The sequence below is a fragment of the Bradyrhizobium sediminis genome (assembly GCF_018736085.1).
GTDB classification, from domain to species: Bacteria; Pseudomonadota; Alphaproteobacteria; order Rhizobiales; family Xanthobacteraceae; genus Bradyrhizobium; species Bradyrhizobium sediminis.
The window spans coordinates 796,166-821,414 of record NZ_CP076134.1 but is presented as its reverse complement, the minus strand read 5'-3'; the positions used below and the strand labels follow the sequence as shown (position 1 = coordinate 821,414).

Genomic DNA, 25,249 nt, shown 5'->3' with positions numbered 1-25,249 from the left:
GGAGAGGAAGACGTGGATGCCCGGGTCAAGCCCGGGCATGACGAGTGAGAGACCGAGCGCTCAGCCCATGAACCAATCCGACTTCCTCGCCGCCGCGCTTCGCAATCCGGTCAATACCGCGATATCGGATCAGCTATTCCATCTGCGGCTGCCTGATGCGTGGATCGTCGCCGGATGCCTGGTGCAGACCGTCTGGAATGGGCTGACCAACCGCGCGCCCGATTACGGCATCAGCGACTATGACGTCTTTTATTTCGATCCCGACACCTCGTGGCAGGCTGAGGATGCCGTGATCCGGCAATTGCAGAGCCAATTCGCAAACCTCGGCGTCAAGGTCGAAGTGCGCAATCAGGCGCGGGTCCATCTCTGGTATCCGCAGAAGCACGGCCTGCCCTACCCGGCGCTGGCGTCTTCGATAGAAGGCATCGACCGCTTCCTGACCAAGAATACGAAGGTGGGAATTCGCCGCACGCAGGACGGTCACGACATCTATGCACCCGACGGCTTCGACGACATCGCCGGCATGATCGTGCGGCCGAATCCCGGACTCAACTTCTCGAAAGCCAACTATGAGGCGAAGGCCGCGCGCTGGAAGAGACTTTGGCCGGAGATCACGGTGCTTCTGGCGGATGCAGCGTAGGCGACGCGGCGGTGCCACGTAGCCTGGGACGACGGACCTACCGCACCACGCCCGAGATAAATCCGGCCTTGCGCCGCGGCGGCTTGATGTCTTTTTTCAGGAAGCAGTGCGCGGCCCTGCCGGCATAGCCCGGCCGGGCGTAGGTCCAGGCCCGGCACTTGTTGTCGCCGGTGCAGGCCGCCTTGCAGGCGTCTTCGCCGTCGCCGCCTTTCAGGTCGAAATTGCGGTAGTCACCGCCGAACCGGTCGATCGAGGTTTCGACGGCGTCGTTGCGCGGCTCGACCACGCCGGCGCCGCGCACGCCGGAGACACAGCAATTGTCCCGGACGCGCGCCGGCACATTGCTCTTCAGCCAGCACACCGCGCCGCCGGCGACATCGGTCGGATAGTTGAAGCTCCATGACCGGCAGCGCCGGTCGCGCTCACAGACCAGGGCGCAATCCGCTGGATCGCCGGAGGGGACCGGCGAGCTCAGGTAATCGCCGCCCGGGCGGTCGAAATTGGCCTGCGCCTGCGCCGGACACGTAGCAACAACGGCCGCCAGGAGGGCGAGCGTAGCCATACACGCCCTGAGCAGGCGACCTGTCCCCATATGCTGACGCTTCCGACCAGACTTGATCCGCAAGTTATGCGGCTGCCTATTTGAACGCCATCAACCTGTACGGTGGATGAACGCTCTTCAACAGTTTGTCCTAGAAAGCGTATTCGTCATAGGCCGGTTCCACCGAGCCGTGCCAGGGACCGTGGAATTTCGCCAGCATCTCCTCGGCGGGAACCTGTCCGGAGTCGATGATCTGGTCCAGTGGCTCGAGATGACGGCTTTCGTCGCGGCCGAGATGATCGATGCGGCCGCGCCGCCTCAGGCCGGCATGCGCCAGCGTCAGGCATTCCTTGGCGATCTCGAACAGATAGCGATCCTTGATTCTCGCCTTGAAGCCGAAACGCGGAACGTCGTCGCGCAGCGCCTGACGCTCTGCGGCGTTCCAGTGCTTCACCAGGTCCCAGGCGGCATCGAGACTGGTGTCGTCGTACAGCAGGCCGACCCAAAACGCCGGCAGCGCCGGCAGCCGTCCCCACGGCACGCCGTCGGCGCCTCGCATCTCCAGGTATCGCTTCAGCCGCACCTCGGGGAAGATCGTCGACAGGTGGTTGGCCCAGTCCGACAGCGTCGGCCGCTCGCCGGGAAACGCGGAATTCCTGCCGTCGAAGAAGTCGCGGAACGACGAGCCGGAGACGTCGATATAGTCGTCGCCGCGCTTGACGAAATACATGGGAACGTCGAGCGCATAGTCGACCCAGCGTTCGAACCCCATGCCGTCCTCGAACGCCCACGGGATCATGCCCGCGCGCGCATTGTCGGTATCGCGCCAGATCTCCGAGCGGAACGACAGGTATCCGTTGGGCTTGCCCTCGGTGAACGGCGAATTGGCGAACAAAGCGGTGGCGACCGGCTGCAGCGCGACCGAAACGCGCAGCTTCTTGACCATGTCGGCTTCCGAGGAGAAGTCGAGATTGGTCTGCACCGTGCAGGTCCGGTACATCATGTCGAGGCCGTACTGACCGACCTTCGGCATGTAGTTGGTCATGATCTTGTAGCGGCCCTTGGGCATCATGGGGATCTGCGCCCGCGACCATGACGGCGTCATGCCGAGCCCGAGAAAACCGATGCCGAGGGGGGCTGCGATCTCGCGCACCTGCGCCAGATGCGCCATCAATTCGGACTGGGTCTGGTGCACGGTCTCGACCGGCGCGCCGGACAATTCGAACTGCCCGCCGGGCTCCAGCGAAATCGCGCCGCCGCCGGTGACATCATACAGGCCGATGATGTTGCCGCGTTCCATGATCGGTTCCCAGCCGAGCAATAGCTGCATGCCCTCCAGGAGAGCGCCGATGCCGTGCGCGCCTTCGTAAGGCACGGGATGATGGCCCTCGAGCGTGAACGGGGTCTTCTCGTGCTCGGTCCCGATCCGGAACTCGGAACTTGGCTTCACGCCCGCCGACAACCACGCAACCAATTCGTCGCGCGATTGCAGCGGCGTCATATCGATCTGATCACGCGCCATAAAGATTCCGGATGAAAGGCGCTTCGATCGAATGCGCGCGGTGTCGGGGGCATCCGCGGACCGACCGGTCCGGGAATGCTTGAGGTGAAAATGATATCATCGGGCGGGCGCGCCATCTCTCGCGGCGAGCGCCTGCGCCTCGCCGCAGGAGCAGCCCAGCCGGTCGAGCAGACCGCAGAGCTTGGCGGCATCCGTATCGGACAATTTCGAGCCGACGTATTTTTCGATCGCGGCCGAATAGGCGCTCCACATTTTCTTCTGCAGTTCGCGCCCGGCCTCGGTGATCTCGACGAACTGGCCGCGCTTGTCGATCTTGCATTCGCGCCGCGCAGCCAGGCCCTCGTCCACCAGCCGGTCGATCAGCCGCGAGGTCGAGTATTGCGGTATCAGCATCTGCTTTTCCAGCTCGACCGGGCGCATCTCGCCCGACGGCGCGCGCGACAGTTCGAGCAACGCGTCGTACCAGGCCAGCGGCGGAAAGCCGGCCTTCTTCAAATCCTGCTCGACGGCGTCGAGCACCCGGCTCTGGACCCGCATCAGGCGGATCCAGGCGGCGGTCGCCTCGGTCGATGGTTTGCGTTTCATGGCCCGGTCCATAGCGTCAGCGCAGAGTGTAGCGCAATAAATGCAGCTGCATCAATCTTGACTATTCATGCAGATGCATTTAATCAGCCGGTCTCGCATAGCCAATACTTCCAGGGAAGGAAAATTCCGATGAAACTGTATTATTCGCCCGGCGCCTGCTCGCTCTCCCCCCATATCGCGCTGCTGGAAGCAGGTATTCCCTACGACCTGGTCAAGGTCGATCTGCGCGCCAAGAAGCTCGAGAACGGCGACGACTACCTGAAGATCAACCCGAAGGGCCAGGTCCCGGCGCTCGCGCTCGACAACGGCGATCTGGTGACCGAAGGCCCGGTCATCGTGCAGATGATCGCCGACAAGGTTTCGGCCAAGAGCCTCGCGCCCGCCCGCGACAGCGCCGAACGCTACAAGCTTCTGGAGTGGCTCAACTTCGTCGGCACCGAACTGCACAAGAATTTCGGCCCGATGTTCTCACCGGTGCTGGCCGACGACGCCAAGGCGTTCTTCAAGGACCGCGTGATGGGCAAGTTCAAGTACCTCGACGGCGTGCTTGCCGGCCACGACTACCTGATGGGCAAGCAGTTCACCGTCGCCGATGGCTATCTGTTCACCATGCTGTCCTGGGCCGACCGGATGAAGTTCGACCTCTCCGCGATGCCGAACCTGCTCGCCTACAAGGCCCGCGTTGCAGCGCGCCCGAAGGTGCAGGAAGCCCTCACCAAGGAAGGCCTGATGAAGGCGGCGTAAGGGTTAGCAGATAGCGATAAAGCGAAGGGCCGGATCGACGATCCGGCCCTTTTTTTGTTTTCCGTCATTCCGGGGCGATGCGAAGCATCGAACCCGGAATCTCGAGATTCCCCGGTGCGCAATTGCACACCTGAGGTCTGGTGCTAACGCACCATCCCGGAACGACGAGTCAATCTTACGCCGCCTTCTCCGCCAGCTTCTTCGGCGGGAAGCGGCCGTAGAAGGTCTCGCCCTTGGCCGCCATCTCGACCAGCAGTTTCGGCGGCGTGAAGCGCGAGCCGTATTTGGCTTCCAGCTTGTGGCACAGTTCGACGAACTTCTTGGTGCCCATGAAGTCGATATAGGACAGCGTGCCGCCGGTGAACGGCGCGAAGCCGAAGCCGAGGATCGAGCCGACATCGGCCTCGCGCATGTCGGTAATGACGTGATCCTCGACGGTGCGCGCGGCTTCCACCGCCTGCACCACCAGGAAACGCTGCTTCAATTCCTCGATGTCGAGGGTATCGGGATCGAGATGCTTCGGCTGCAGGCCGCCAAGCTCGGTCCACAGGCTCTTCTGGCCCTTGCCCTTTTCGGGATAATCGTAAAAGCCCTTGCCGTTCTTGCGGCCGAAGCGGCCCTGCTTTTCGACCATCTCGACCAAGAGCTTCTTCTGGCTCTGGTCAATGGCATTAGCGCCGAGATCGGCTTCGGTCGCCTTCATGATCTTGAGCACGAGATCGAGCGCCACTTCGTCTGACAGCGACAGCGGCCCGACCGGCATGCCGGCCATCTTGGCGGTGTTCTCGATCATCGCCGGCGGCACGCCTTCCATCAGCATTTCCAGGCCTTCGGCGGTGAAGCGCAGCACGCAGCGGTTGGCGAAGAAGCCTCGGCTGTCGTTGACCACGATCGGGGTCTTGCCGATCACGCGCACGTAATCCAGCGCGGTCGCGAGCGCGACGTCGCCCGTGTTCTTGCCGACGATGATTTCCACCAGCATCATCTTCTCGACCGGCGAGAAGAAGTGAATGCCGATGAACTTGCCCTGGTCCTTGAACTCTTCCGCCAGCGAATTGATCGGGAGCGTCGAGGTGTTGGAGGCGAAGATCGCGTCGGATTTCAGCAGCGGCTGCGCCTTGGCATAGGTTTCCGCCTTTACTTTCCTGTCCTCGAACACCGCCTCGATGATGAGATCGCAATCCTTCAGCACATTGTAGTCGGCGGTGGCGCTGATGCGGCCGAGGATGGCGTCGCGGTCGCTCTCCTTGGCGCGGCCCTTCTTGATCAGGTCGTCGATCACGGCCTTGGCATGACCCTTGCCCTTGTCGGCGCTCTCCTGGTCGCGGTCGATCAGCACCACGTCGATGCCGGCGCGGGCCGAGACGTAGCCGACGCTGGCGCCCATGAAGCCCGCGCCGATCACGGCGAGCTTCTTGACCTTGGTCGGCGGCACGTTCTGCGGACGCCGCGCCCCCTTGTTCAATTCCTGCATCGACAGGAACAGGCTGCGGATCATTGCCGCGGCTTCGTTGCTGCGCAGGACCTGGGTGAAGTAGCGGGATTCGACGCGCAATGCCGCGTCGATCGGCAACTGCAGGCCTTCATAGACGCAGCTCATGATGGCGCGCGCCGCCGGATAATTGTCAAAGGTCTCGCGGCGGTAGATCGCGTTGCCGGCCGGGAACATCTGCATGCCCATCTTGGAGTAGACCGGGCCGCCGGGCAGCTTGAAGCCCTTCTCATCCCAGGGCGCGACCGCCTTGCCGCCGCCCTTGATCCAGTCCTTGGCCGCCTTGATCATCTCGCCGGCGGGAACGATGGCGTGGATCAGGTTCAGCGCCTTGGCCCTGGCGAGATTGATCGCCTCGCCCTTCAGCAGCAGCTGCATCGCATCCTGCGGCGACACGATGCGCGGCACGCGCTGGGTGCCGCCGGCGCCGGGGAACAGGCCGACCTTGACTTCGGGCAGTCCGAGGCGGGTCTTGGGATTTTCGGCGGCAACGCGGTAGTGGCAGGACAGCGTCAGTTCGAAGCCGCCGCCGAGCGCCAGCCCGTTGATCGCGGCGACCCACGGCTTGCCGGAGGTCTCGATATTGCGAAACACCTGCGAAAACCGGCGGCTCTGGTCGAACAGCATCTGGTTGGCCGCGACCTCGCCTTTGCTTTTCAGCATCCCGGCATACTGCTGGCTCATGCCCTCGAGCATCGACAGGTCGGCGCCGGCGCACAGCGCTTCCTTGCCCGAGGTGATGACGACGCCCTTCACCGCGACGTCGGCCGAGGTCTGCTTCACGATCTCCTCGAGTTCGACAACCGAGGTTTCGTCGAGCACGTTCATCGAACGGCCCGGGGTGTCCCATGTCACCAGCACGATGCCGTCGGCGTCGGTCTCTACCTTGAAATTCTTGAAGGCCATGTGGTTGCTCCCTCGATGCCGACAGCCCCTGTAGGCGCGGCGGTTGTCTCTGGTCTCTGATCGGTGGGTGGGCAAAGGCGCGCTTCGCGCCGTGCCCACCATTGCTAATCGACGTGGATTCTGGTGGGCACGCTTCGCTTTGCCCACCCTACATGAATCACACCCGCTCGATGATGGTCGCGGTGCCCATGCCGCCGCCGATGCACAACGTCACCAGGGCGGTCGACTTGTTGGTGCGCTCGAGCTCATCGAGCACGGTGCCGAGGATCATCGCTCCGGTGGCACCGAGCGGATGGCCGAGCGCGATCGCGCCGCCATTGACGTTGATCTTGGAACTGTCGATGTCGAAGGCCTGCATGTAGCGCAGCACCACCGAGGCGAAGGCTTCGTTAAGCTCAAAGAGATCGATGTCCGATTTCTTCATGCCCGAGCGTTCGAACAACTTTTCGGTAACGTCGACCGGACCGGTCAGCATCATCGCCGGCTCCGAGCCGATATTGGCGAAGGCGCGGATTTTCGCGCGCGCCTTCAGGCCGTGCTTTGCGCCAGCTTCCTTGCTGCCGAGCAGGACGGCGCCGGCGCCATCGACGATTCCCGACGAATTGCCGGCGTGGTGGACGTAATTGATGCGCTCGATTTCCGGATGCGACTGGATCGCCACCGCATCGAAGCCACCCATCTGTCCCATCGCCACGAATGACGGCTGCAGTTGACCGAGCGACTGCATCGTCGTGGTCGGGCGCATATGTTCGTCCTTGTCGAGGATGGTGAGGCCGTTGATGTCCTTGACCGGCACCACCGATTTCTTGAAGCGACCTTCCTCCCAGGCCTTCGCCGCGCGCTGCTGGCTCTGCACCGCATAGGCGTCGACGTCGTCGCGCGAGAATCCGTACTTGGTGGCAATCAGATCGGCCGACACGCCCTGCGGCATGAAGTAGGCCGGCACCGCCATCGACGGGTCCATCGGCCAGGCGCCGCCGGAGGCGCCGATGCCGACGCGGCTCATCGATTCGGCGCCGCCGCCGATGGTGAGTTCATGCTGGCCGCTCATGATCTGGGCGGCCGCGAAATTCACGGCATCGAGGCCCGAGGCGCAGAACCGGCTGATCTGGATGCCGGGAACGGCTTCACCGAGACCGGACTTCAGCGCCGCGAAGCGCGCGATATCCGAACCCGCCTCGCCGACCGGATCGACGCAACCCAGTATGACGTCGTCGACGACGTCTTTCTTGAGGTTATTGCGTTCCTTGAGGGCCTTCAGCGGCGCCGTCGCCAGCGCCAGCGCAGTCACCTCATGCAGCGCGCCATCGGGCTTGCCGCGGCCGCGCGGCGTGCGAACATGATCGTAGATATAGGCCTCAGGCATGACGCCCTCCTTGTATGAGGATCATAATATATAGAAGAATTGGAAGTTGTCGCGGATCGATCAGGGACCGCGGAAGATTCTTTCGGTCAGAACGCTTCCGCCGCCAATTCCATGGTGGTCGCGCATCCGGTCTGGATGCGCGCAAGATGCAGCGCGGTTTCCGGCAGCATCCTCTCCATGAAGAAGCGGCCGGTGACGAGCTTGGTGGTCAGATAGGGCGTGGCGCCGCTGCCCGCAATCTTGTCCTGCGTCACCTTCGCCATCCGCGCCCACATATAGGCGAAGGTGACGAGGCCGAACAATTGCATGTAGTCGGTGGCGGCGGCGCCGGCATTGTCGGGCTTCATCATCGCATTCTGCATCAGCCAAGTGGTGGCCTGTTGCAGATGGCCGAGCGCGGTGCCGAGCGGCGCGACAAAGGGCTTCATGGCCTCGTCAGCGCCGTGCTCTTTGGCGAAGCCGGCGACTTCGCCGAAGAAGGCCATCACGGCGCGGCCGCCGTCGCGCGGCAGCTTGCGGCCGACGAGGTCGAGCGCCTGAATGCCGTTGGCGCCCTCGTAAAGCATGGCGATGCGGGCATCGCGCACGAACTGCTCCATGCCGTGCTCGGCGATATAACCGTGGCCGCCGTACATCTGCTGCGCCAGCACCGCGTTGGAAAATCCGACGTCGGTCATGACCCCTTTCATGATCGGCGTCATCAGTCCCATATGATCGTCGGCCTCCTGGCGATCCTTGGGATCGCTGGAGCGGTGGGCGACGTCGCTCTTCAGAGCGGTCCACACCACCATCGCGCGTGCCGCCTCGTTGAAGGCGCGGATGGTCAATAGCGTACGGCGCACGTCGGGATGCACGATGATCGGGTCGGCCGGCTTGTCCGGCGCCTTGGCGCCCGACAGGGCGCGGCCCTGCAGCCGATCGCGGGCGTAGGCCGCCGCGTTCTGGTAGGCGACTTCGGATTGCGCCAGCCCCTGCACCGCGACGCCGAGCCGCGCCTCGTTCATCATCACGAACATGCCCTGCATGCCCTTGTTTTCCTCGCCGATCAGCCAGCCGGTGGCGCCGTCGTAATTCATCACGCAGGTGGAATTGCCGTGAATGCCCATCTTGTGCTCGATCGAGCCGCAGGTGACGCCGTTGCGAGCGCCGAGCGAGCCGTCGGCATTGACCAGGATCTTCGGCACCACGAACAGCGACACGCCCTTGATGCCCGCCGGGGCCCCTTCGATTCGCGCCAGCACCAGGTGGATGATGTTGTCGGCGAGATCGTGCTCGCCGGAGGAGATGAAAATCTTGGTGCCCGTGATCTTGTAGCTGCCGTCGGCCTGCTTGACGGCCTTGGTGCGCAACAGGCCGAGATCCGTGCCGCATTGCGGCTCGGTGAGGTTCATGGTGCCGGTCCACTCGCCCGCTACCATCTTCGGCAGGAACATCTTCTTCTGCTCGGGCTTGCCGTGCACCAGCAGCGCCGCGGCGGCGCCCATGGTCAGGCCGCCATACATCGAAAACGCCATGTTGGCCGAACTCAGGAATTCGGTGACGACCTGGCTCAGCGTGACCGGCAGCCCCTGCCCGCCATATTCCGCCGGCGCGGACAGGCCCAGCCAGCCGCCTTCGGCGACCTGCTTGAACGCTTCCTTGAAGCCTTTCGGTGTGGACACCCGGCCGTCGTCGTGGCGGGTGCAGCCCTCGAGATCGCCCGTGCGGTTGAGCGGCTGCAGCACTTCTTCGGCCAGTTTCGCGGCCTCGCCCAGGATCGCCTCCCGCACATCGGCGGAGGCATCGCTGAAGCCCGGAAGATTGTCGTAACGGTCGATCTGGAACACGTCGTTGAGCAGAAACGAGACGTCTTCCACGGGAGCTTTGTAGATCGGCATTCGCGTTCTCCAGACTGGCTGGCGGGCTCCCTTTAAGGGAGATCGTGCAGCGCAGCAATCGTTGAGTTCCAGAAAGAACCTTACCCGGTTCCGAAGTTCATAGGGAGCTACTATCAGGGTCGCGGCTGCGACGTTGCGACGGGGGTCACTGGCTCGCCAGTTGCTCCCCCATCAGCCGGTGCAGAAGGTTGACCGCCTTGAGCGGGCGCACCATCACCTTGAAATGGGTGATCCGGCCATCGTCGGCAAAGGTGATGATGTCGACGCCGTTGATCCTGATGCCCTCGATCTCTTTTTCGAATTCGAGGACCGCGCCGTTGGCGCTGCGCCATTCGCCGACATAGGCGAAGCCCGGACCGCCCAACACCTTTTCCGCGCCCGACAGATATTTGAAGGTGATGTCGCGCCCGCGCTGCGGCGTATGCACGACGGGGCTTTCGAACACCGCATCGGGGTGGAGCAGATCCCACAGCGCCGCGCGGTCGTGGGACTTCAGGTAGCCGTACCACTTGTCGAGGCCGATCATGCTCATCGGACGTCTCCTGTTCGGTCAAAGGCGCAGCGATCGCGAGGGACTCGACCTTGGGGCGCTCCACCGATTCTGCGACCGGCGGGGTGCCTGATCCGATCCGGCGGGTTTTCGCCGAAATCAGTCCTTATGCGCGTTGACGCATATGCACCTTTATGCATATTGTCAACATCTGGAGACGGTCAGGGATGGAGGGTTGGCGTAGTGGCACTCGGCGACGCAATCCTTGCATGCCTCACGGAACATCCGATGACGGGCTACGAGCTCGCCAAGACCTTCGACAATTCGCTCGGTTTCTTCTGGAAAGCCAACCACCAGCAGATCTATCGCGAGCTCACCAAGCTGCGCGACCGCGGCCACATTCAGGGCCGCGAGGTCGTGCAGTCGGGCAAGCCCAACAAGCTCGTCTACACCTTGACGCCCGAAGGCCGAGCCGCGCTGCGGCACTGGGGCGCGCGGCCGAGCAGTCCGGCTTCGATCAAGGACGATCTCCTGGTGCGGCTCTACGCGCTCGACAGTGTCGACATCGAGCCGTTGCGCGCCGACCTCATGGCGCGGCTGGAATACCACCGAGATCGTTTCGCTCGCTACGAGCGCATCCTCAACAAGCGCTTCCCTGACGGCACCGCACCACCGGGAGATGTCGGCAAGCTGCTCGGACTTCGCATGGGCGTTCGCTACGAGCGCGCCGTGGCGGAGTGGTGCGAAGAGGCGCTCGATACCCTGCCGGCGGCGAGCGCGAAGCCAGGCAGCGTCACGCCGATCGGCGGCAGCCGGCGCGGCATCAAGGGATGATCGTCGCGTCCTGACGGCTGCGGCGACGCCCGGTCGGATCATCGTCAAGGTTCCAACCTCAGGCGGCTTCGGCGGCTCGCGGCCCGGTCTATTTCACTGGCCTGCTAACTTTCCGGACCGGCCGGCTCATTCCTTAACCCGTTATTTACCGTAACGCGAAAAAGTCGAGTTCTGAGGCAGACGACCTGCGCGAAGTTCGATTGACTCTCTTTCGGGACGCGCGGGGAGGCTGAAGGCGCAGGTATCGCGCCGGAGTCGGAACCGGACGAGAGCATGAATTCGCGCGTATCGTGGAGTGTTGAAGGCATCGATCCATCCGTCCGCGAGAGGGCCGAGGCCGCTGCGCGCCGCGCCGGCATGTCGTTGAATGACTGGCTGAATTCCACCATCGGCGATTCCGCCCCACCCAATTTCCGCAGCCCCCACGATCAACCGCAGCCAGCTTATCGCGAGACCCGCGCCGTCGACGACATCCATCAGCGACTGGATTCGATCACCCGGCAGATCGAGCAGATTTCGCGCCCGCGCCCCGAGGCACCCCGTGGCGAGGCTCCGCGCGCCGAGCCCGCCGTCGCAAGGCAGCTGAACGACGCGATCTCGCGTCTCGACGCGCGGCTGTCGCAGATCTCGAACCCCGCGCCGAGACAGGCCCAGATCCAGGACAAGCAGCGCCAGGCCGAAATGGTCGAGCGCGCAGCCGCCCAGGTCTATCGCCCCTCGCCGCCACTCAGCCCGGCCTCGATGGATTTTGCGATCGCGGAGATCGCGGCGCGCCAGAACGAACTCGATGCTCCCGCGCCGCGACCGCTGCCGCCGCGCAGCGCGCCTTCCAACACACCTGCGATGGCGCCCGCAATGCCTGTGGCACCCCCGATGCCCCCGGCCGCGCCGGCGGGCCCGGATTTTTCTTCGCTCGAGCGGCATCTGTTCAAGATCACCAGCCAGATCGAAGCGCTGCAGCGGCCCGACGGCATCGAACAATCGATCGCCGCGTTCCGCAGCGAACTCGCCGAAATCCGCCACGCTATCACCGAGGCGATGCCGCGGCGGGCGATCGAATCGATCGAGAACGAAATCCGCTCGCTGTCCCGCCGCATCGACGACACCCGCCAGAGCAGCACCGATGGCCAGGCGCTGGCCGGCATCGAACGCGCGCTCGGCGAAATCCGCGAAGTGCTGCGCTCGCTGACGCCGGCCGAGCAACTGGCCGGCTACGACGAGGCGATTCGCAATCTCGGCGCCAAGCTCGACCTGATCCTGCGCGCCAATGACGACCCCTCCACCGTTCAGCAGCTCGAAGGCGCCATCGCCGCGCTTCGCGCCATCGTCTCCAACGTCGCCTCCAACGACGCGCTGGCTCGGCTTTCCGACGACGTGCACATGCTGTCGTCGAAGGTCGACCAGCTCGCGCGCAGCGAAGGCAACAGCGATTCCTTCGCGATCCTCGAACAGCGCATCGCCGCGCTGACCTCGACGCTGGAAAGCCGCGAGCGGCCGGCTGCCAGCGAAAGTACCGAACATCTCGAGAGCGCGCTGCGGGCGTTGTCCGACCGCATCGACCGCATGCCGGTCGGCAGCGACAACGCCTCCGCCTTCGCCCATCTCGAACAGCGCGTGTCCTATCTGCTCGAGCGCCTCGAAGCCTCCGCCGATCAACGCCCCAGCGTCGATCTCGGCCGGGTCGAGCACGCACTGCAGGACATCCTGAGTCATCTCGAAACCCAGCACGCGAACTTCGCCGCGCTGGCCGAGAACAGCAGCCGCAACGTCGGCGCGCCGCAGCCCGTCGACAGCGGCCTGATCGATGCGGTCAAGCGCGAACTGTCGGACATCCGTTTCAGCCAGTCCGAAACCGACCGCCACACCCAGGATTCGCTCGAAGCCGTCCACAACACGCTCGGCCATGTGGTCGACCGGCTGGCCATGATCGAGGGCGACCTGCGCACGGCCCGCGCGCAGCCGGTTGCGCCGCAGCCGCAGATGCCGGCGCCGCACCAGGCCGTCGCACCTCGCATGGCGATGCCGCCGCAGCCGAAGCCTGAATTGCCCAACCCGGCCGCGCAGGAGCATTTCGCCACCGCCCCGCGGGAATTCCAGGCCGTGCAGCCGCCGGCGCCGCCTGTCATGCCGGTGGCGCCCCGCGCCATCAGCGAAATCCTCGAGCCGCATACGGCGCAGCCGCCACGCCCCGCGCTCGCGCCGGATCTGCCGCCCGATCATCCGCTCGAACCCGGCACCCGGCCGACCGGGCGGGCGGCGACGCCATCGGAGCGCATTGCCGCTTCCGAAAGTGCGATCAGCGAAATTCCGCCTGCCGGCCCGCGCGAGCATGTCAGCACCTCCAGCTTCATTGCCGCCGCGCGGCGCGCCGCACAGGCCGCCGCGGCCGCCCAGCCCGCCGACAAGTCCGCCGCGCGCGGCCCGCTGAAGGGCGCCGCCGGCAACAAGGCCAAGGAGCCTTCGACCATCACCTCCAAGATCCGCTCGCTGCTGGTCGGCGCGAGCGTGGTCGTCATCGTGCTCGGCACCTTCAAGATGGCGATGACGCTGCTCGACAGCGGCACCGTCCCGCCGATGCCGGCGATGGAGAGCTCGAACGAGCCGGCGCCTTCGCTCCAGGCGCCAGCGGATGACGGCGCCAAGCCGGCGATGCCGGCGCCCGCCATGCCCTCGATGACCTCGCCGAAGCCGATCGGCCGGCAATCGTTCAACAACTCCGGGCCCAGCGCCCCCGACGGCACTGCCTCGGTCGCCATCCCGCAGGCGGCGGCGATACCTATCGCCTCGCCGGTATCTTCAGCCGATATCACCGGCGCCATTCCGGCCCAGCCGGCCGCGCCCGCCAGCCGCAAACTCCTGCAAGTGCAGGTGCCGCCGACCGAGCGGCTGCCCGAGGCGATCGGCGGACCGGTGCTGCGCACCGCGGCGCTGAAGGGCGATCCGACCGCGGCCTACGAGATCGGCCTGCGCTTCGCCGAAGGCAAAGGCGTGGCGGCGAATTTCGACGAGGCCGCGAAATGGTATGACCGCGCGGCGCAGGCCGGCGTGGTGCCGGCGATCTTCCGGCTCGGGACCCTCTACGAAAAGGGCCTCAGCGTGAAGAAGGACGTCGATATCGCGCGGCGCTATTACATGCAGGCCGCCGAGCGCGGCAACGCCAAGGCGATGCACAATCTGGCCGTGCTCGACGCCGACGGCGGCGGCAAGGGCGCCAGCTACAAGAACGCGGCTCAATGGTTCCGCAAGGCGGCCGACCGCGGCGTCGCCGACAGCCAGTTCAACCTCGGCATCCTCTATGCCCGCGGCATCGGCGTCGAACAGAACCTCGCCGAATCCTTCAAATGGTTCAGCCTGGCGGCGGCGCAGGGCGATGAGGATTCCGTCCGCAAGCGCGACGATATCGCCAAGCGGCTCGACGCCCAGTCGCTGGCCGCGGCCAGGCTCGCGATCCAGACCTTCACGCCGGAGCCCCAGCCCGACGACGCCATCCATGTGGCGGCCCCGGCCGGCGGATGGGACTCAGGCCCGGTGCAGGCCACCACCGCGAAGCCCGCGGCGAAGCCGGTTTCGACCAAGCGCGCCTCCCGTTAATCCCGGTTTTTCACCACATCGGAAAATCCGAAGGCGCCTTGGGGCAAAAAAGCCGCCCTGCCGCGGATTCTTTAGTCCCTCCCCCGGTCGATTTCGGTTATGCAGGGACGCGGTCGTTCTCCGCGCCCCCAACAAACCATGCCGTGGGCGGTTATCGGCCGGCCTCGCGGCTACATTCCGAAGAAATCGCGCGTGCAGCTCTACCTCCCGATCGCCGACATTCCGGTCAACGTCTTCCTCATCCTGGCGATGGGCGCGGCGGTCGGCTTCGTGTCCGGCATGTTCGGGATCGGCGGCGGGTTTCTGATGACGCCGCTGTTGATCTTCGTCGGCATCGCGCCCGCGGTCGCGGTCGCTTCCGTCGCCAGCCATATCGCCGCCTCGTCGTTTTCGGGCGCCCTGACCTACTGGCGGCGCCGCGCCATCGATCCGGCGCTGGCGCTGGTGCTGCTCTGCGGCGGCACCATCGGCACCGCGCTGGGGGTCTGGACCTTCACGCTGCTGCGCTCGCTCGGCCAGCTCGACCTGATGATCGCGCTGTCCTACGTCATCCTGCTGAGCACCGTCGGCGGCCTGATGTTCTGGGAAGGCATCCGCGCCATCATGCGGGCGAGGCGCGGCGTGGTGCCGCTGGCGCGGCGCTCGGGCAGCCACGGCTGGATCCACGGACTGCCGCTGAAGATGCGCTTCAAGCGCTCCAAGATCTATCTGTCGGTGATCCCCGTCATCGTCGTCGGCCTGGTCATCGGATTCATCGGCGCGGTGATGGGCATCGGCGGCGGCTTCATCCTGATCCCGATCATGATCTATCTGTTGCGCGTGCCGACCTCGACCGTGATCGGCACCTCGATGGTGCTGACGCTGGTCACCATGGTGTTCGCCACCATGCTGCACGCGGTCACCAACCATCTGGTCGATGCGGTGCTGGCGCTGATCCTGATGGTCGGCGGCGTGACCGGCGCGCAGTTCGGCGCCCGCGCCGGCCAGAAGATCCGCGGCGAGCAGCTGCGGCTGCTGCTCGGCCTGCTGATTCTGGCGGTCGGCATCCGCTTCGCGATCGAACTGGCGATCCGCCCCGACGACCTCTTCACCATCCGCGAAACCGGAGGCACCGGATGATCGCGCGCACCTCACTCGCGGCGGCTGGACTCGCGCTGGTTGTGAGCGCGGCGGTCAATGTCGCGCCTGCGCGCGCGGAACGGCTGATCGCATCTGTCTCGAACCACCGCGTCACCGTGACGCCGAACTATTCCGGTGAAGAACTGGTGCTGTTCGGTTCGGTCGAAAAAGACCCATCCACGCCCGCGACCCGCACCAGTTACGACCTGGTCGTGACCGTCTCCGGTCCGCGCGCCGACATGGTGACGCGCCGCAAGGAACGCAAATTCGGCATCTGGATCAACACCGACTACCGGCAATTCCTGAAAGTGCCGACCTATCTGGCGCTGTTTTCCAACCGGCCGTTCGACGCCATCGCTTCGCCCGAAGTCCAGCGGCGGCAGCAGCTCGGCCTCAACAACGTGCTGCTGACCCAGCGCGTCGGCACCGACTACGCCGACGTCGTGCCTAACGATCCGTTCCGCTCTGCCTTCGTGCGGCTGCGCTCCGAACGCGGCCTTTACCGCGAGGCGACCTCGGCAGTGACGTTCCTGACACCGACGCTGTTCCGCACCAGCATTCCGCTGCCGGGCGAAGTGCCGATCGGAACCTATGACGTCGAGATCAAGCTGTTCTCCGACGGCGCCCTGGTGACCAAGACCGAAACCGCGTTCGAAATCGTCAAGGTCGGCTTCGAGCAATTCGTCGCCACCACCGCGCGACAGAACGGCTTCATCTACGGGCTGGTGACGGCCTTGATGGCGATCATGACCGGCTGGATGGCGTCGATCGTGTTCCGGAAGGATTAGGCTGCTTCGGCGCGGCCGGCCGCGGAGCAGGCGAACACGGCGCAGCACCCGGCTCTCCTCGTGTCGTCATTGCGAGCGCAAGCGAAGCAATCCATCTCTCCGGTTGTTGAAGCATGGATTGCGTCGTCGCTACCGCTCCTCGCAATGACGGCTGATACCAACGGCCCGAAACTTTGACTCATTTGGGATTCCCAAATCAGTGAAACTCTGACTCGATGCTTGCTTTTGAGAGGAGCGGCCTCGATGGGAGCGGCGGTATCGATCACCCGACTTGATCTGACGGCTTCGGAGCTTCGCAAGGCGGCGAGCGGGGAGAAGAATAGTGCCGCGGCGCGTCGGATACTTGCGCTTGCGCTGGTTCTCGATGGCCTGGACCGCAAAACGGCGGCCGAAACCTGCGGTATGGACCGTCAGACCTTGCGGGACTGGGTGCACCGTTACAACGCCGCGGGACTGGCCGGGCTTCGCAATCTCAAGTCGCCAGGTCCCGGATCAAAACTCACGGCGCGGCAGCAGGCCGAATTGGCCGAGCTTGTCGAGGCCGGCCCCGACCCTGCGGTGCACGGGGTAGTGCGTTGGCGGCGGGTCGATCTGCGCGACGAATTGCAGCGGCGCTTCGGTGTTGCGCTCCACGAGCGTTCGATCGGGAAGGTTCTGGCCAAGCTCGGCTACCGCAAACTGTCGGTAAGGCCCCGCCACCCACAGGCTGACGAAGAAGCCCAGGAGACGTTTAAAAAAAATTCGCCGCGACAGTCACGGCGCAAATCCCCGACCGTGCCAAAGGCAAGCCGATCGAAATCTGGTTCCAGGATGAGGCCCGGATCGGCCAGCAGGGCACGCTGACCCGCGTCTGGGCCAAGCGTGGAACGAGGCCCCGCGCGCCGCACGACCAACGCTACGACTGGGTCTACCTGTTCGGCGCGGCCTGTCCGCAACGTCGCGTCGCAGCAGGGCTGGTCATGCCGGCGGCGAACGCCGAGACCATGTCGCTGCATCTGACTGCGATTGGCCGCAAGGTGGCGGCAGGTAGCCACGCCGCTCTCGTCCTCGATGGCGCCGGCTATCACATCGCCGCCGCGCTCACGATCCCCGACAACATCACTCTCGTGCGGCTGCCACCATACGCTCCTGAACTCAATCCGATCGAAAACGTCTGGGAATATCTGCGCGGCAACAAACTCGCGATCACCGTCTTCGACGATTACGACGATATCGTTGATAAAACCTGCGGTGCATGGAACTTCTTTGAACAAGATCCAAAGCGCATCGCATCAATCACAACCCGAACATGGGCAACAGTCAGCAATTAGGGCCGTTGGTATTATAGGTGATCTCCTCGGTGAGCCTTGCACTTTGCCACCGTCGCCATGCGGATTGACGATGCATCGCGGGCCCGGTTGAGCCGGATGCATCTCCACACGACTTGACGCCAGCCTGGGGGCGTCAGGACCACACGACTTCGCCGTCCGCGCCTATCTCGCCAAAGCTCTCACCGGACCTCGTGCGATCCGGCCAGTTTCGTCGAAGACAGTTAGCAGCGCCGTCCGTCCGCGCGCCGGCCGATCGCTCACGGAAAGACCCGCCCTGCGATCCCTTGCGCGCCCGACGCTGTCGCGTCCATCGCATCCCACCGCGCGTTCGTGACGACTCGCGATCCGCCCTTGTCGGGTGAGACGGGCGAATTGCTAAAGGTGATTTGCCCGACGTGTTAAGCGGAATATTTTTGCGCGAAGGGCTGGACAGGTTCTTGCTGATTTGCCCGTCGGGTCGTTTTCCGTTGCAGTTTGCAGGCAGGTAAAGCGCTTCGTGCGCCGTACGTCCGCTCTTCATGGTTCAAGTCTCCGGTTTGAGCGCTTGAACCAGACCCAGACCGATGTCTTCAACCCGCAAAACCGGACAATCGGCATTTCCGAGATTACCCTCTCACCGGACATCCCGCCGAAACGCCAAAATCGACGCGAATGACCCATAGCAGTCATACAGACCGCGTCAGAGCCGGAGTTGGCTAGTCTGGCAGATAACTATTTTAGCCACAGCTTGAGCGGAACTGATTCTCGATTGGGGCAGTACATTGTGCCAGTATAGGAGTCCGACAATGTCCCGCTGTAGGTGCATTCGACGCCGGCAATCGAGAGTGTGGCATTCAATCGCGACCACGAGGCCGATATGCGCAAGTGTATTTCACCGGTCCTCTCCTCCCGACCATCCTGACTGCATATACCGACATGCTTCATCGTCATCGGCCCGGCGTATTCCTTTCGGCTGGAAGCATTTTCCGTGACGGTGGCGGTCAACTCCCACTCGCCGAGATGACCTGAATATCCGACGAGCTGAAGCGATTGAGCGCCAGCCGGAGTCGCAAGAGCACCTACCACGATCGGCAGAAGGAATGCTCTCACCGAGATGTTTGCGTGCTTATTGCAGCGCGTCACTCAGAGTTTCCTCAGATATGCGCGTGCGCCAGCGACCTCGGCCTGGGTCGTATCCGCGCCATCGGTGATCGCCACGATTTTCTCGTAATAATGGCGAGCCTTGGTCTTGTCACCGGACCTTTCGGCGGCCTTCGCTGCGCCCACATAAGCACCCAACCGGTTGGGCTCCTTCTTCAACGTCGCTTCAAAGGCAATAAGCGCATCGTTCACCATTCCGCGCTCCAGCAACATCACGCCATAAAGTTCGCGCGCCGGCTTGAGCACGCCGGGCGTCACCGGATGCTTCTCGGTTCTATCCTCGGCGTCGGCGGCGGCGCTCATGGCCTTCAGCGCGTCGTCGTACTGGCCATCGGTATAGAGCACCCAAGCGGTCGCGGCCTGCTGCTGAATGTCCACTTGCTCCGACCAATAGGTGTCCTTCGTATCGCGCAGCTTGTCCCGCAGCTCAGCGAGCTTGGCGATGTCAACCTTGGCGGCTTCCGCATTGCCTGAGCGGGCGGCTCCGAGGGCGCGTGCAAAATACGTGATCGCCTGAACGTTAGCCAACGGGCTGGGACGAACCTGAAGCTCAGCCGCGGCCTTCCAGTCGCCGCGCTCCACCGCGTAGCGCGCCGGCGAAGCCGCCAGTGCATAGGGCCCAGGGAGGAAAGTCTCGGTGAAGCTGGTGACCTTCGTCATATCGTCGATGACGGCCCTGGCCTTATCGTCCTGCCCGAGCTGCAGATAGGCATAGACTAGGTAATCCATGGCGTGCAGTTCATCGTTGCTCTCCTTGCCCGCCTTTGCGACGCGCGCCGCCTCGACGTTTGACGCGATTGATTCGCTCCAGGAGCCGACCCGCGTGAAAATGTGTGACGGCATGTGCTGGGCATGTGCCGACGCCGGGGCAATCTTGGCATAGCGCCGGGCGGCCTCGAGGCCCTTCTCGGCGATCGGCGGATAGTCGTAGAGGTGGATCAGATAATGCGCCACGCCGGGATGTCGCGGCTGGCGTTTTGCGATTATCTCCAGGATGGCCGCGCCTTTGAGCTGGTTGGCATAAGTCTTGTCGACCGGCGAAGCCGAGGTATTGAGCGCCAGCGCGTAGTGGATCTGCGCTTCGTCGTCGTTTGGATAGCGCTGCGCTAGCTGTTCCATCGCTTTGGCGTAGGCCTGTATGCGCGTGCGGTGATCGAGCTTATCGTAATCGGTGTACATGACGCCAAGCGCATCGATGTAGTCGCGCTCGCGCTGGGTCTTGACGACGATGCCCTTCGCATTCGCCAGCACGGCGGCGCCTTCGGCGAGGTTCTTCGCGGGCGGTGGGACATGGGGATTCCACAGCAGGCTTAGCGCGATGCCCCAATCAGCGATGCCGCACTCGGGATCAGCCTTCAGCACGTCCTCGAAAACTCGTTGCGACGCACGGTACCAGAATGAGTGCTGATACAGCATTCCGCGGTTGAAAAGTTTCTGCGCTTCCGGTTTGCAGGATGTCTCGAAATGTACAGTGCCGAGCTTTTCATCGCCCGATTGTGCGAAAGCCGGTTGTGCAAGCGAAATCCCCGCCGCGAGCCCAGCGGCAATGGCGAATGACGTTTTAATCATGATTCAGCTCCCCGTCGGTCGGATTTCAACTGACCGTCGCCTAGATAGGCCGATCACTTAAGGGCGGCTATGCGCTAGCCGCATCGCTATACAAATCTCGCCGAGAACGCTGAGGATCGAGTATTGTGTGGCTCGGACCCTCCTTTGTTGAGGCCTGATGATGTCGACGCCTGACTCAATTTCGGAAGCGCATCCGAACCCAACCAACTCGCTAGACACCTCGTCGGCGTTGCCGGCGGATTTGGTGCGTGCCCTTGGCTGGCTCCGTGGCCATCTGTCCGAGCCGATTCAGCTCGAACTACTTGCTCAGGTCAGTGGCGTTCGCCCGCGAACGCTTGAGGCTCACTTCAGGATGTTTCTGGGCACTACGCCCCTCGGCTGGGTACGGCGGATGCGGCTTGCGCGTGCCCGTCAAGAACTGCTGCGCGCCGGTCCGAAGGACACAGTCACAGACGTTGCACTTGGCAGTGGCTTCAGCCAGTTGGGTCGGTTTGCAGCCCAGTATCGAAACGCCTTCGGAGAGCTCCCGTCGACGACCATTCAGCGAGTCCGAAGCTCGTCGGAGAACGACGCTGACATGGACATGGATGAGGCCATGCTATTGACGTTGAGTGCTCTGCCATTTGCCTTCGCGGTCGCACCAAAACAATGCAGCGCGGCTCTCGAAGAGCTTGGCCGCCCGCAGGAGTTGGCTCCAACCTACGGATTGCCGAAGGCGGTTGCCGCCTGGTGTTGGGGGCAGCGAGCGGCCCATCGTTTCAGTTCGACTCCCGATCTCGATCGGGAGCGGTCCTGCCAGCTCGCTGACGAGGCCTATCATCTCGCCCCGCACGATGCCTTGACGGTGACGCTGAGCAGCGGGGCTCTCGTGCTGGCGCATCGGCTCGAAGAAGCCGACCGGCGGCTCGAGCGTGCGTTGGTGCTCGATCCATGGCTTGCATATGGGTGGATACGTCGCGGGTGGATGTCGGCCTACTTCGGGGATAGCGAAGCCGCAATCCGTGAACTCAGTATCGCTCTTCATCTGATGCCGTTCGAACCGCTGCGACACATCAGCTTTATAGGGATGGGCTGTGCTCACTTCGCCGCCGGCCGGTATGATCGGGCAGCGCTATGGGTAAAGAGCGGTGTGGAGGCTTGTCCGGGATCCTTTTGGGCGCAAAGGATCGCGGTGGCCGCAGCTGCGCTGACGGGAGCGCGGGGAGAGGCCCGCCGAATGGGCCGCCAGTTGATGCGGAAGGATCCCGATCTGACAGTCGCGGAAGCCAGACACGCTTGGCCCTTCACGCCAGCCTTTATGTCTCGCCTCGGCGATGGCCTGGAAATCGCCGGGTTGCCCCTAGCGTAGATCTGTGGAACGGCTTTGTTACCGCCGTTGATCTGTTAAGCAGCGCTCACATAGGGAAAGCCGGACGCCGATTGCACCCGCGGTACAACGCGGCGCACGAGTGGACCACAGGTTCAACCGGATCACTCCGGCTTTCACCGCGCGAATCCACGCCTTTGTAAGTTGAGATTGGCGCTAAGACTGTGGGCGACAATTGAGAGGTTTTCATGGACCGCTTGGAAAAGCCTTGCTGGCCGACGGGACGCAGATGTGCCGTGTCGATCACATTCGATGATGCGCTTCCTGTCCATCATGAACTGGCCGGACCAGTTCTCGAAGCGCGAGGAATGCGTGGCACCTTCTATCTCCATATAGCGACGGCCCCGTGCAGCGACCCGATGCCCTGGCGCGCGCTTGCAGCACGCGGGCACGAACTGGGAAACCACAGCTTGTTTCACCCTTGCCGGCGCAAAGCCGCCCACAGAGCCTGGCTCGACAAAGCCTTCGATTTGCGGCGCTATGAGCCCATTAGATTCCAACAGGAAGTGCGGGTCGCCAATGCATTTCTGAAACTGATCGACGGTCTCGGTGAGCGCACCTACGCCTACACGTGTTACGATACGCATCTCGGCCGGTGGCCCAACAAGACGGCCATTTCCGGCCTTATCCATTCTGATTTTGTCGCCGCGCGCGGCGGACGGACCGACCAAGCGGTGAATGTATCCGGCGACCTCGATATGATGAACCTTGGTTGTTTTCAGGCTGACGGGCTTTCGCTCGCCGCTCTCGCCGATGCGATACATCTCACGCGCGACCGCGGCGACTGGCTGATATTGGTCTTTCACGGCATAGGATCAGGAACCCATGACTTGTTTGTCGAGCCGTCGATCCTCAATGGATTGCTGGACCATTTGGCCACTCAGAACGAAGTCTGGGTCGCACCGGTCGTCGAAGTCGCCAAATGGGTGCGAGCGACAAGCCACTGAGACCGCAATGCAGCGAACCGCACAAAGCGAGTGGCGCGACATCAGCGATGGCTGAATATCAACACGTATGTCCGCCTCTGGGCACTTAGCGCACGTGCCGCCGCCGGCGCCGAACATCCGCTTTGGCTGATAAACGGACCCGGTTCAGCCAGAGCCTGATCTCCGCTCACGACCCGACTCGGATATCCCGAACTCCCAGAGCCCGAGGCGCAGCCGCCCGGTGAATAACACGCCACAGCATGGACATCGCTCGCGCTGCCTTGGCGTCCCGTTCTTGGGTTTGATCGAAGGCCGGATGCGGATATCTATTGTGACTAACGTCACAGAGAGATTGTTGTGATTCCGGCATTACTTGTTAGTCTGCCGTCCGGGGTCATACATGGGCGCATTTCGGTTTATTGCTTTTTTGATTTTTGCGACTTGGCTCGGATGCGGTTCATCATTCGCCGAGAAACGTGTTGCATTGGTGATCGGCAATTCGGCCTATCAGAAGGTCGCGAGGCTCAGTAATCCTGCAAACGATACGGCAGCGGTTGCTGCCACGTTCAGGAAGGCAGGGTTCGACTCCGTAGACTCGAAACTGGATTTGAATACCAACGAAATGCGCCGTGCCTTGCGCGAGTTTGGCAACAAGACACGCGATGCCGATATGGCAGTAATCTACTATGCCGGGCACGGCATTGAACTGGATGGCACCAACTATCTAATCCCGGTGGACGCCGCGCTGGAAACCGACACCGACGTTCTTGATGAAACCTTTGCTTTGGACCGCGTACTTTTCGCGGTCGAGCCTGCCAAGCAACTTCGTCTGGTCATCCTTGACGCTTGCCGTGACAATCCGTTTGCCAAGAAAATGAAACGGACGGTTGGTTCCCGAGCGATTGGACGGGGGCTGGCGAAGGTCGAACCTTCCACTCCCAACACGATGATTGCCTTTGCCGCCAAGGCGGGCTCGACGGCATCCGACGGCGACAGCAAGAACAGTCCGTTCGCCGCTGCGCTCGTCACCCATCTTGCCAAGCCCGGCCTCGATCTTCGCAAGGCATTCGGTTTCGTTCGCGACGACGTATTGAAGGCCACGAACAACGCACAGGAGCCGTTCGTATACGGATCATTGGGCGGCAACGATGTCACGCTTGTGCCGTCCGCGCCAGCCCCAGCCATCGCTGCGCCCGTGGATCAAGATACCCCGATGCAGCGGAACTACGAATTCGCGCTTCAAGTCGGCACGAAGCCGGTTTGGGACGCTTTCATCGAAAAATACCCGTCTGGCTTCTTCACCGCCCTTGCCAAAGCGCAACGCGATAAATTGGCGGCGGAAGCGGCGCGGGTTGACGCCACAAACAAGGCCAAAGCCGCGCAGGAAGAACAGACGCGGCTTGCTATCGAAGGCGCGAAAGCCGCCGAACAGGCCAAGGCCGCCGAGCAGGCCAAAGCGACTGAACGCGCCCGCGTGGCTGCGGAATTGGCCAAGCACGCCCAAGAGGCGAAGGTTGCAGAAGCAGAACGGTTAAAGGCCGCAGCGATAGCCAAGGCCACCGAAAAGGAGGCTGAACGCACCAAAGCCGCCGAAGAGGCAAAGGCTGCCGCTGAAGCCAAAGCCGCAGCTGAAAAGAAGTCCAAGGAAGAAAAGGTCGCGGCATTGACGCCACCGGCTGATAAATCTGATCAACAAGCGACGGTCGATCTTCCCCGTTCACTACAATCCGAACTGCGGCGAGTCGGCTGCAACACCGGATCGGTAGATGGCAACTGGAATGCGGCAGCGCAGCGGTCGCTCGATCTGTTCAACAAGCACGCGGGCATGAAACTGGAAGTTAGAGTTGCCAGCGTCGATGCACTCGATGTCGTCAAGAGCAAGACGACGCGCGTTTGCCCGCTGATTTGCGATCATGGTTTCAAGGCCAATGGCGAGCGCTGCAGGAAAATAACTTGCCCGGCGGGCTACGACGTTGGCGACGACAATACGTGCGAAAAGAGTGAACAGAAGAAACCGTCGGTCAAGCGTGATACTGCCCCGCCGACCAAGCCGCAGCGAACTGCACAAGAGCCGGCGACATCGACCAAGCCTTCAACGGCGGGGCAGGTTATTTGCGGACAAGGCGGATGCCGGCCGATCGCCAAGGGCTGCCGGATTGAATATCGAATGCTTGGCCAAGGTGGTCCACCTGGCGGTGGGAATACCGAAATTTGCAATTAAGCTTTCTGCCCGATCGGAAATCCGCCGCGATGTCCCGCCGCCGCCGCTGGCCCGCGTCGACGAGGTGATCGAAGGATCCTGATTACTTCCCGTATTGGGCACAAAGCGGGCGTCCGCCGGCTCGGACGTCCCGCCGACACGTCAAGATCGACGCGAATGACCCGACGCGGACGTTCTGACGTCGCCGTGATCGGAACGCTCTACAGGTGTAGAGGCATGCGC

Annotated in this window: 18 protein-coding genes; 10 read left to right on the top strand and 8 right to left on the bottom strand. The window is 63.2% G+C overall.

Annotation, left to right across the window (positions count from 1 at the left end; all coding sequences use genetic code 11):
• Positions 1-67: 67 nt before the first annotated feature.
• Entirely contained in the window at positions 68-640 is a 573-nt protein-coding gene (locus KMZ29_RS03900; RefSeq protein ID WP_215622534.1) for a nucleotidyltransferase family protein, read from the top strand.
• Positions 641-677: 37 nt separating this feature from the next.
• Here the strand turns inward: KMZ29_RS03900 and KMZ29_RS03895 are convergent, their stop codons facing one another.
• The 3 genes from KMZ29_RS03895 to KMZ29_RS03885 all read right to left on the bottom strand — a co-directional run bounded on the left by KMZ29_RS03895 (position 678) and on the right by KMZ29_RS03885 (position 3,288).
• Entirely contained in the window at positions 678-1,232 is a 555-nt protein-coding gene (locus KMZ29_RS03895; protein WP_215622533.1) for a PAN domain-containing protein, read from the bottom strand.
• 100 nt (positions 1,233-1,332) lie between these two features.
• The gene (locus tag KMZ29_RS03890; RefSeq protein ID WP_215622532.1) at positions 1,333-2,703 is read right to left on the bottom strand and encodes a glutamate--cysteine ligase; all 1,371 of its coding nucleotides are present in this window, start codon (positions 2,701-2,703) and stop codon (positions 1,333-1,335) included.
• A 96-nt stretch (positions 2,704-2,799) separates the two neighbouring features.
• Positions 2,800-3,288 carry a MarR family winged helix-turn-helix transcriptional regulator gene (locus tag KMZ29_RS03885; RefSeq protein ID WP_215614572.1) on the bottom strand — a complete coding sequence of 163 codons (489 nt, stop codon included), beginning with the start codon at positions 3,286-3,288 and terminating at the stop codon, positions 2,800-2,802.
• A 129-nt stretch (positions 3,289-3,417) separates the two neighbouring features.
• Here KMZ29_RS03885 and gstA point away from each other — a divergent pair, with 129 nt between their 5' ends.
• Positions 3,418-4,032 carry a glutathione transferase GstA gene (gene gstA, locus KMZ29_RS03880; protein WP_215622531.1) on the top strand — a complete coding sequence of 205 codons (615 nt, stop codon included), beginning with the start codon at positions 3,418-3,420 and terminating at the stop codon, positions 4,030-4,032.
• A gap of 175 nt (positions 4,033-4,207) precedes the next feature.
• Here the strand turns inward: gstA and KMZ29_RS03875 are convergent, their stop codons facing one another.
• The 4 genes from KMZ29_RS03875 to KMZ29_RS03860 form a co-directional block, all read right to left on the bottom strand.
• Positions 4,208-6,430, bottom strand: a complete 2,223-nt coding sequence (locus tag KMZ29_RS03875) for a 3-hydroxyacyl-CoA dehydrogenase NAD-binding domain-containing protein (protein ID WP_215622530.1) — start codon at positions 6,428-6,430, stop codon at positions 4,208-4,210.
• 157 nt (positions 6,431-6,587) lie between these two features.
• On the bottom strand, positions 6,588-7,796 hold the full coding sequence (locus KMZ29_RS03870; RefSeq protein WP_215622529.1) for an acetyl-CoA C-acetyltransferase: 1,209 nt from the start codon (positions 7,794-7,796) through the stop codon (positions 6,588-6,590).
• Positions 7,797-7,882: 86 nt separating this feature from the next.
• Positions 7,883-9,673: an acyl-CoA dehydrogenase C-terminal domain-containing protein gene (locus KMZ29_RS03865; RefSeq protein WP_215622528.1), complete on the bottom strand. Its 1,791-nt coding sequence runs from the start codon at positions 9,671-9,673 to the stop codon at positions 7,883-7,885.
• 145 nt (positions 9,674-9,818) lie between these two features.
• Positions 9,819-10,205, bottom strand: coding sequence for a nuclear transport factor 2 family protein (locus KMZ29_RS03860; protein WP_215604752.1), 387 nt, complete (start codon positions 10,203-10,205; stop codon positions 9,819-9,821).
• A 201-nt stretch (positions 10,206-10,406) separates the two neighbouring features.
• On the opposite strand from KMZ29_RS03860, the gene KMZ29_RS03855 reads away from it, so the two are divergent.
• The 5 genes from KMZ29_RS03855 (at position 10,407) to KMZ29_RS03835 (ending at position 17,805) form a co-directional block, all read left to right on the top strand.
• A complete protein-coding gene (locus KMZ29_RS03855; protein ID WP_215622527.1) occupies positions 10,407-10,997 on the top strand; it encodes a PadR family transcriptional regulator in 591 nt (196 codons plus the stop codon).
• Between the two features lie 273 nt (positions 10,998-11,270).
• Positions 11,271-14,588, top strand: coding sequence for a tetratricopeptide repeat protein (locus KMZ29_RS03850; protein ID WP_215622526.1), 3,318 nt, complete (start codon positions 11,271-11,273; stop codon positions 14,586-14,588).
• Positions 14,589-14,780: 192 nt separating this feature from the next.
• Complete coding sequence (locus KMZ29_RS03845) at positions 14,781-15,707, top strand: sulfite exporter TauE/SafE family protein (protein ID WP_215622525.1); 927 nt, start codon at positions 14,781-14,783, stop codon at positions 15,705-15,707.
• Positions 15,704-16,495: a TIGR02186 family protein gene (locus KMZ29_RS03840; protein WP_215622524.1), complete on the top strand. Its 792-nt coding sequence runs from the start codon at positions 15,704-15,706 to the stop codon at positions 16,493-16,495. Before KMZ29_RS03845 ends, KMZ29_RS03840 begins: the two co-directional genes overlap by 4 nt.
• Positions 16,496-16,738: 243 nt before the next feature.
• A protein-coding gene (locus tag KMZ29_RS03835; protein ID WP_215622523.1) for an IS630 family transposase occupies positions 16,739-17,805 on the top strand; the annotation gives its coding sequence in 2 pieces (ribosomal slippage) (positions 16,739-17,234 and positions 17,234-17,805; 1,068 coding nt in all).
• 1,122 nt (positions 17,806-18,927) lie between these two features.
• Here KMZ29_RS03835 and KMZ29_RS03830 read toward each other — a convergent pair.
• The gene (locus KMZ29_RS03830) at positions 18,928-20,514 is read right to left on the bottom strand and encodes a tetratricopeptide repeat protein (protein WP_215622522.1); all 1,587 of its coding nucleotides are present in this window, start codon (positions 20,512-20,514) and stop codon (positions 18,928-18,930) included.
• Between the two features lie 160 nt (positions 20,515-20,674).
• Between KMZ29_RS03830 and KMZ29_RS03825 the strand changes: the two genes are divergently transcribed.
• The 3 genes from KMZ29_RS03825 to KMZ29_RS03815 all read left to right on the top strand — a co-directional run bounded on the left by KMZ29_RS03825 (position 20,675) and on the right by KMZ29_RS03815 (position 25,027).
• Positions 20,675-21,862, top strand: a complete 1,188-nt coding sequence (locus KMZ29_RS03825) for a helix-turn-helix domain-containing protein (protein ID WP_215622521.1) — start codon at positions 20,675-20,677, stop codon at positions 21,860-21,862.
• A 254-nt stretch (positions 21,863-22,116) separates the two neighbouring features.
• Positions 22,117-22,827: a polysaccharide deacetylase family protein gene (locus KMZ29_RS03820; protein WP_215622520.1), complete on the top strand. Its 711-nt coding sequence runs from the start codon at positions 22,117-22,119 to the stop codon at positions 22,825-22,827.
• Positions 22,828-23,206: 379 nt separating this feature from the next.
• Entirely contained in the window at positions 23,207-25,027 is a 1,821-nt protein-coding gene (locus tag KMZ29_RS03815) for a caspase family protein (protein WP_215622519.1), read from the top strand.
• The last annotated feature ends 222 nt before the right edge of the window (positions 25,028-25,249 follow it).

Excerpts from the sequence above, each read along its gene's own strand:
- KMZ29_RS03890 (WP_215622532.1), bottom strand. The coding sequence starts at position 2,703 with ATGGCGCGTGATCAGATCGATATGACGCCGCTGCAATCGCGCGACGAA.
- KMZ29_RS03900 (WP_215622534.1), top strand. The coding sequence starts at position 68 with ATGAACCAATCCGACTTCCTCGCCGCCGCGCTTCGCAATCCGGTCAAT.
- KMZ29_RS03815 (WP_215622519.1), top strand. The coding sequence starts at position 23,207 with ATGGGCGCATTTCGGTTTATTGCTTTTTTGATTTTTGCGACTTGGCTC.
- KMZ29_RS03860 (WP_215604752.1), bottom strand. The coding sequence starts at position 10,205 with ATGAGCATGATCGGCCTCGACAAGTGGTACGGCTACCTGAAGTCCCAC.
- KMZ29_RS03895 (WP_215622533.1), bottom strand. The coding sequence starts at position 1,232 with ATGGGGACAGGTCGCCTGCTCAGGGCGTGTATGGCTACGCTCGCCCTC.
- KMZ29_RS03885 (WP_215614572.1), bottom strand. The coding sequence starts at position 3,288 with ATGAAACGCAAACCATCGACCGAGGCGACCGCCGCCTGGATCCGCCTG.
- KMZ29_RS03870 (WP_215622529.1), bottom strand. The coding sequence starts at position 7,796 with ATGCCTGAGGCCTATATCTACGATCATGTTCGCACGCCGCGCGGCCGC.
- KMZ29_RS03840 (WP_215622524.1), top strand. The coding sequence starts at position 15,704 with ATGATCGCGCGCACCTCACTCGCGGCGGCTGGACTCGCGCTGGTTGTG.
- KMZ29_RS03825 (WP_215622521.1), top strand. The coding sequence starts at position 20,675 with ATGTCGACGCCTGACTCAATTTCGGAAGCGCATCCGAACCCAACCAAC.
- KMZ29_RS03875 (WP_215622530.1), bottom strand. The coding sequence starts at position 6,430 with ATGGCCTTCAAGAATTTCAAGGTAGAGACCGACGCCGACGGCATCGTG.
- KMZ29_RS03865 (WP_215622528.1), bottom strand. The coding sequence starts at position 9,673 with ATGCCGATCTACAAAGCTCCCGTGGAAGACGTCTCGTTTCTGCTCAAC.
- KMZ29_RS03830 (WP_215622522.1), bottom strand. The coding sequence starts at position 20,514 with ATGATTAAAACGTCATTCGCCATTGCCGCTGGGCTCGCGGCGGGGATT.
- gstA (WP_215622531.1), top strand. The coding sequence starts at position 3,418 with ATGAAACTGTATTATTCGCCCGGCGCCTGCTCGCTCTCCCCCCATATC.
- KMZ29_RS03850 (WP_215622526.1), top strand. The coding sequence starts at position 11,271 with ATGAATTCGCGCGTATCGTGGAGTGTTGAAGGCATCGATCCATCCGTC.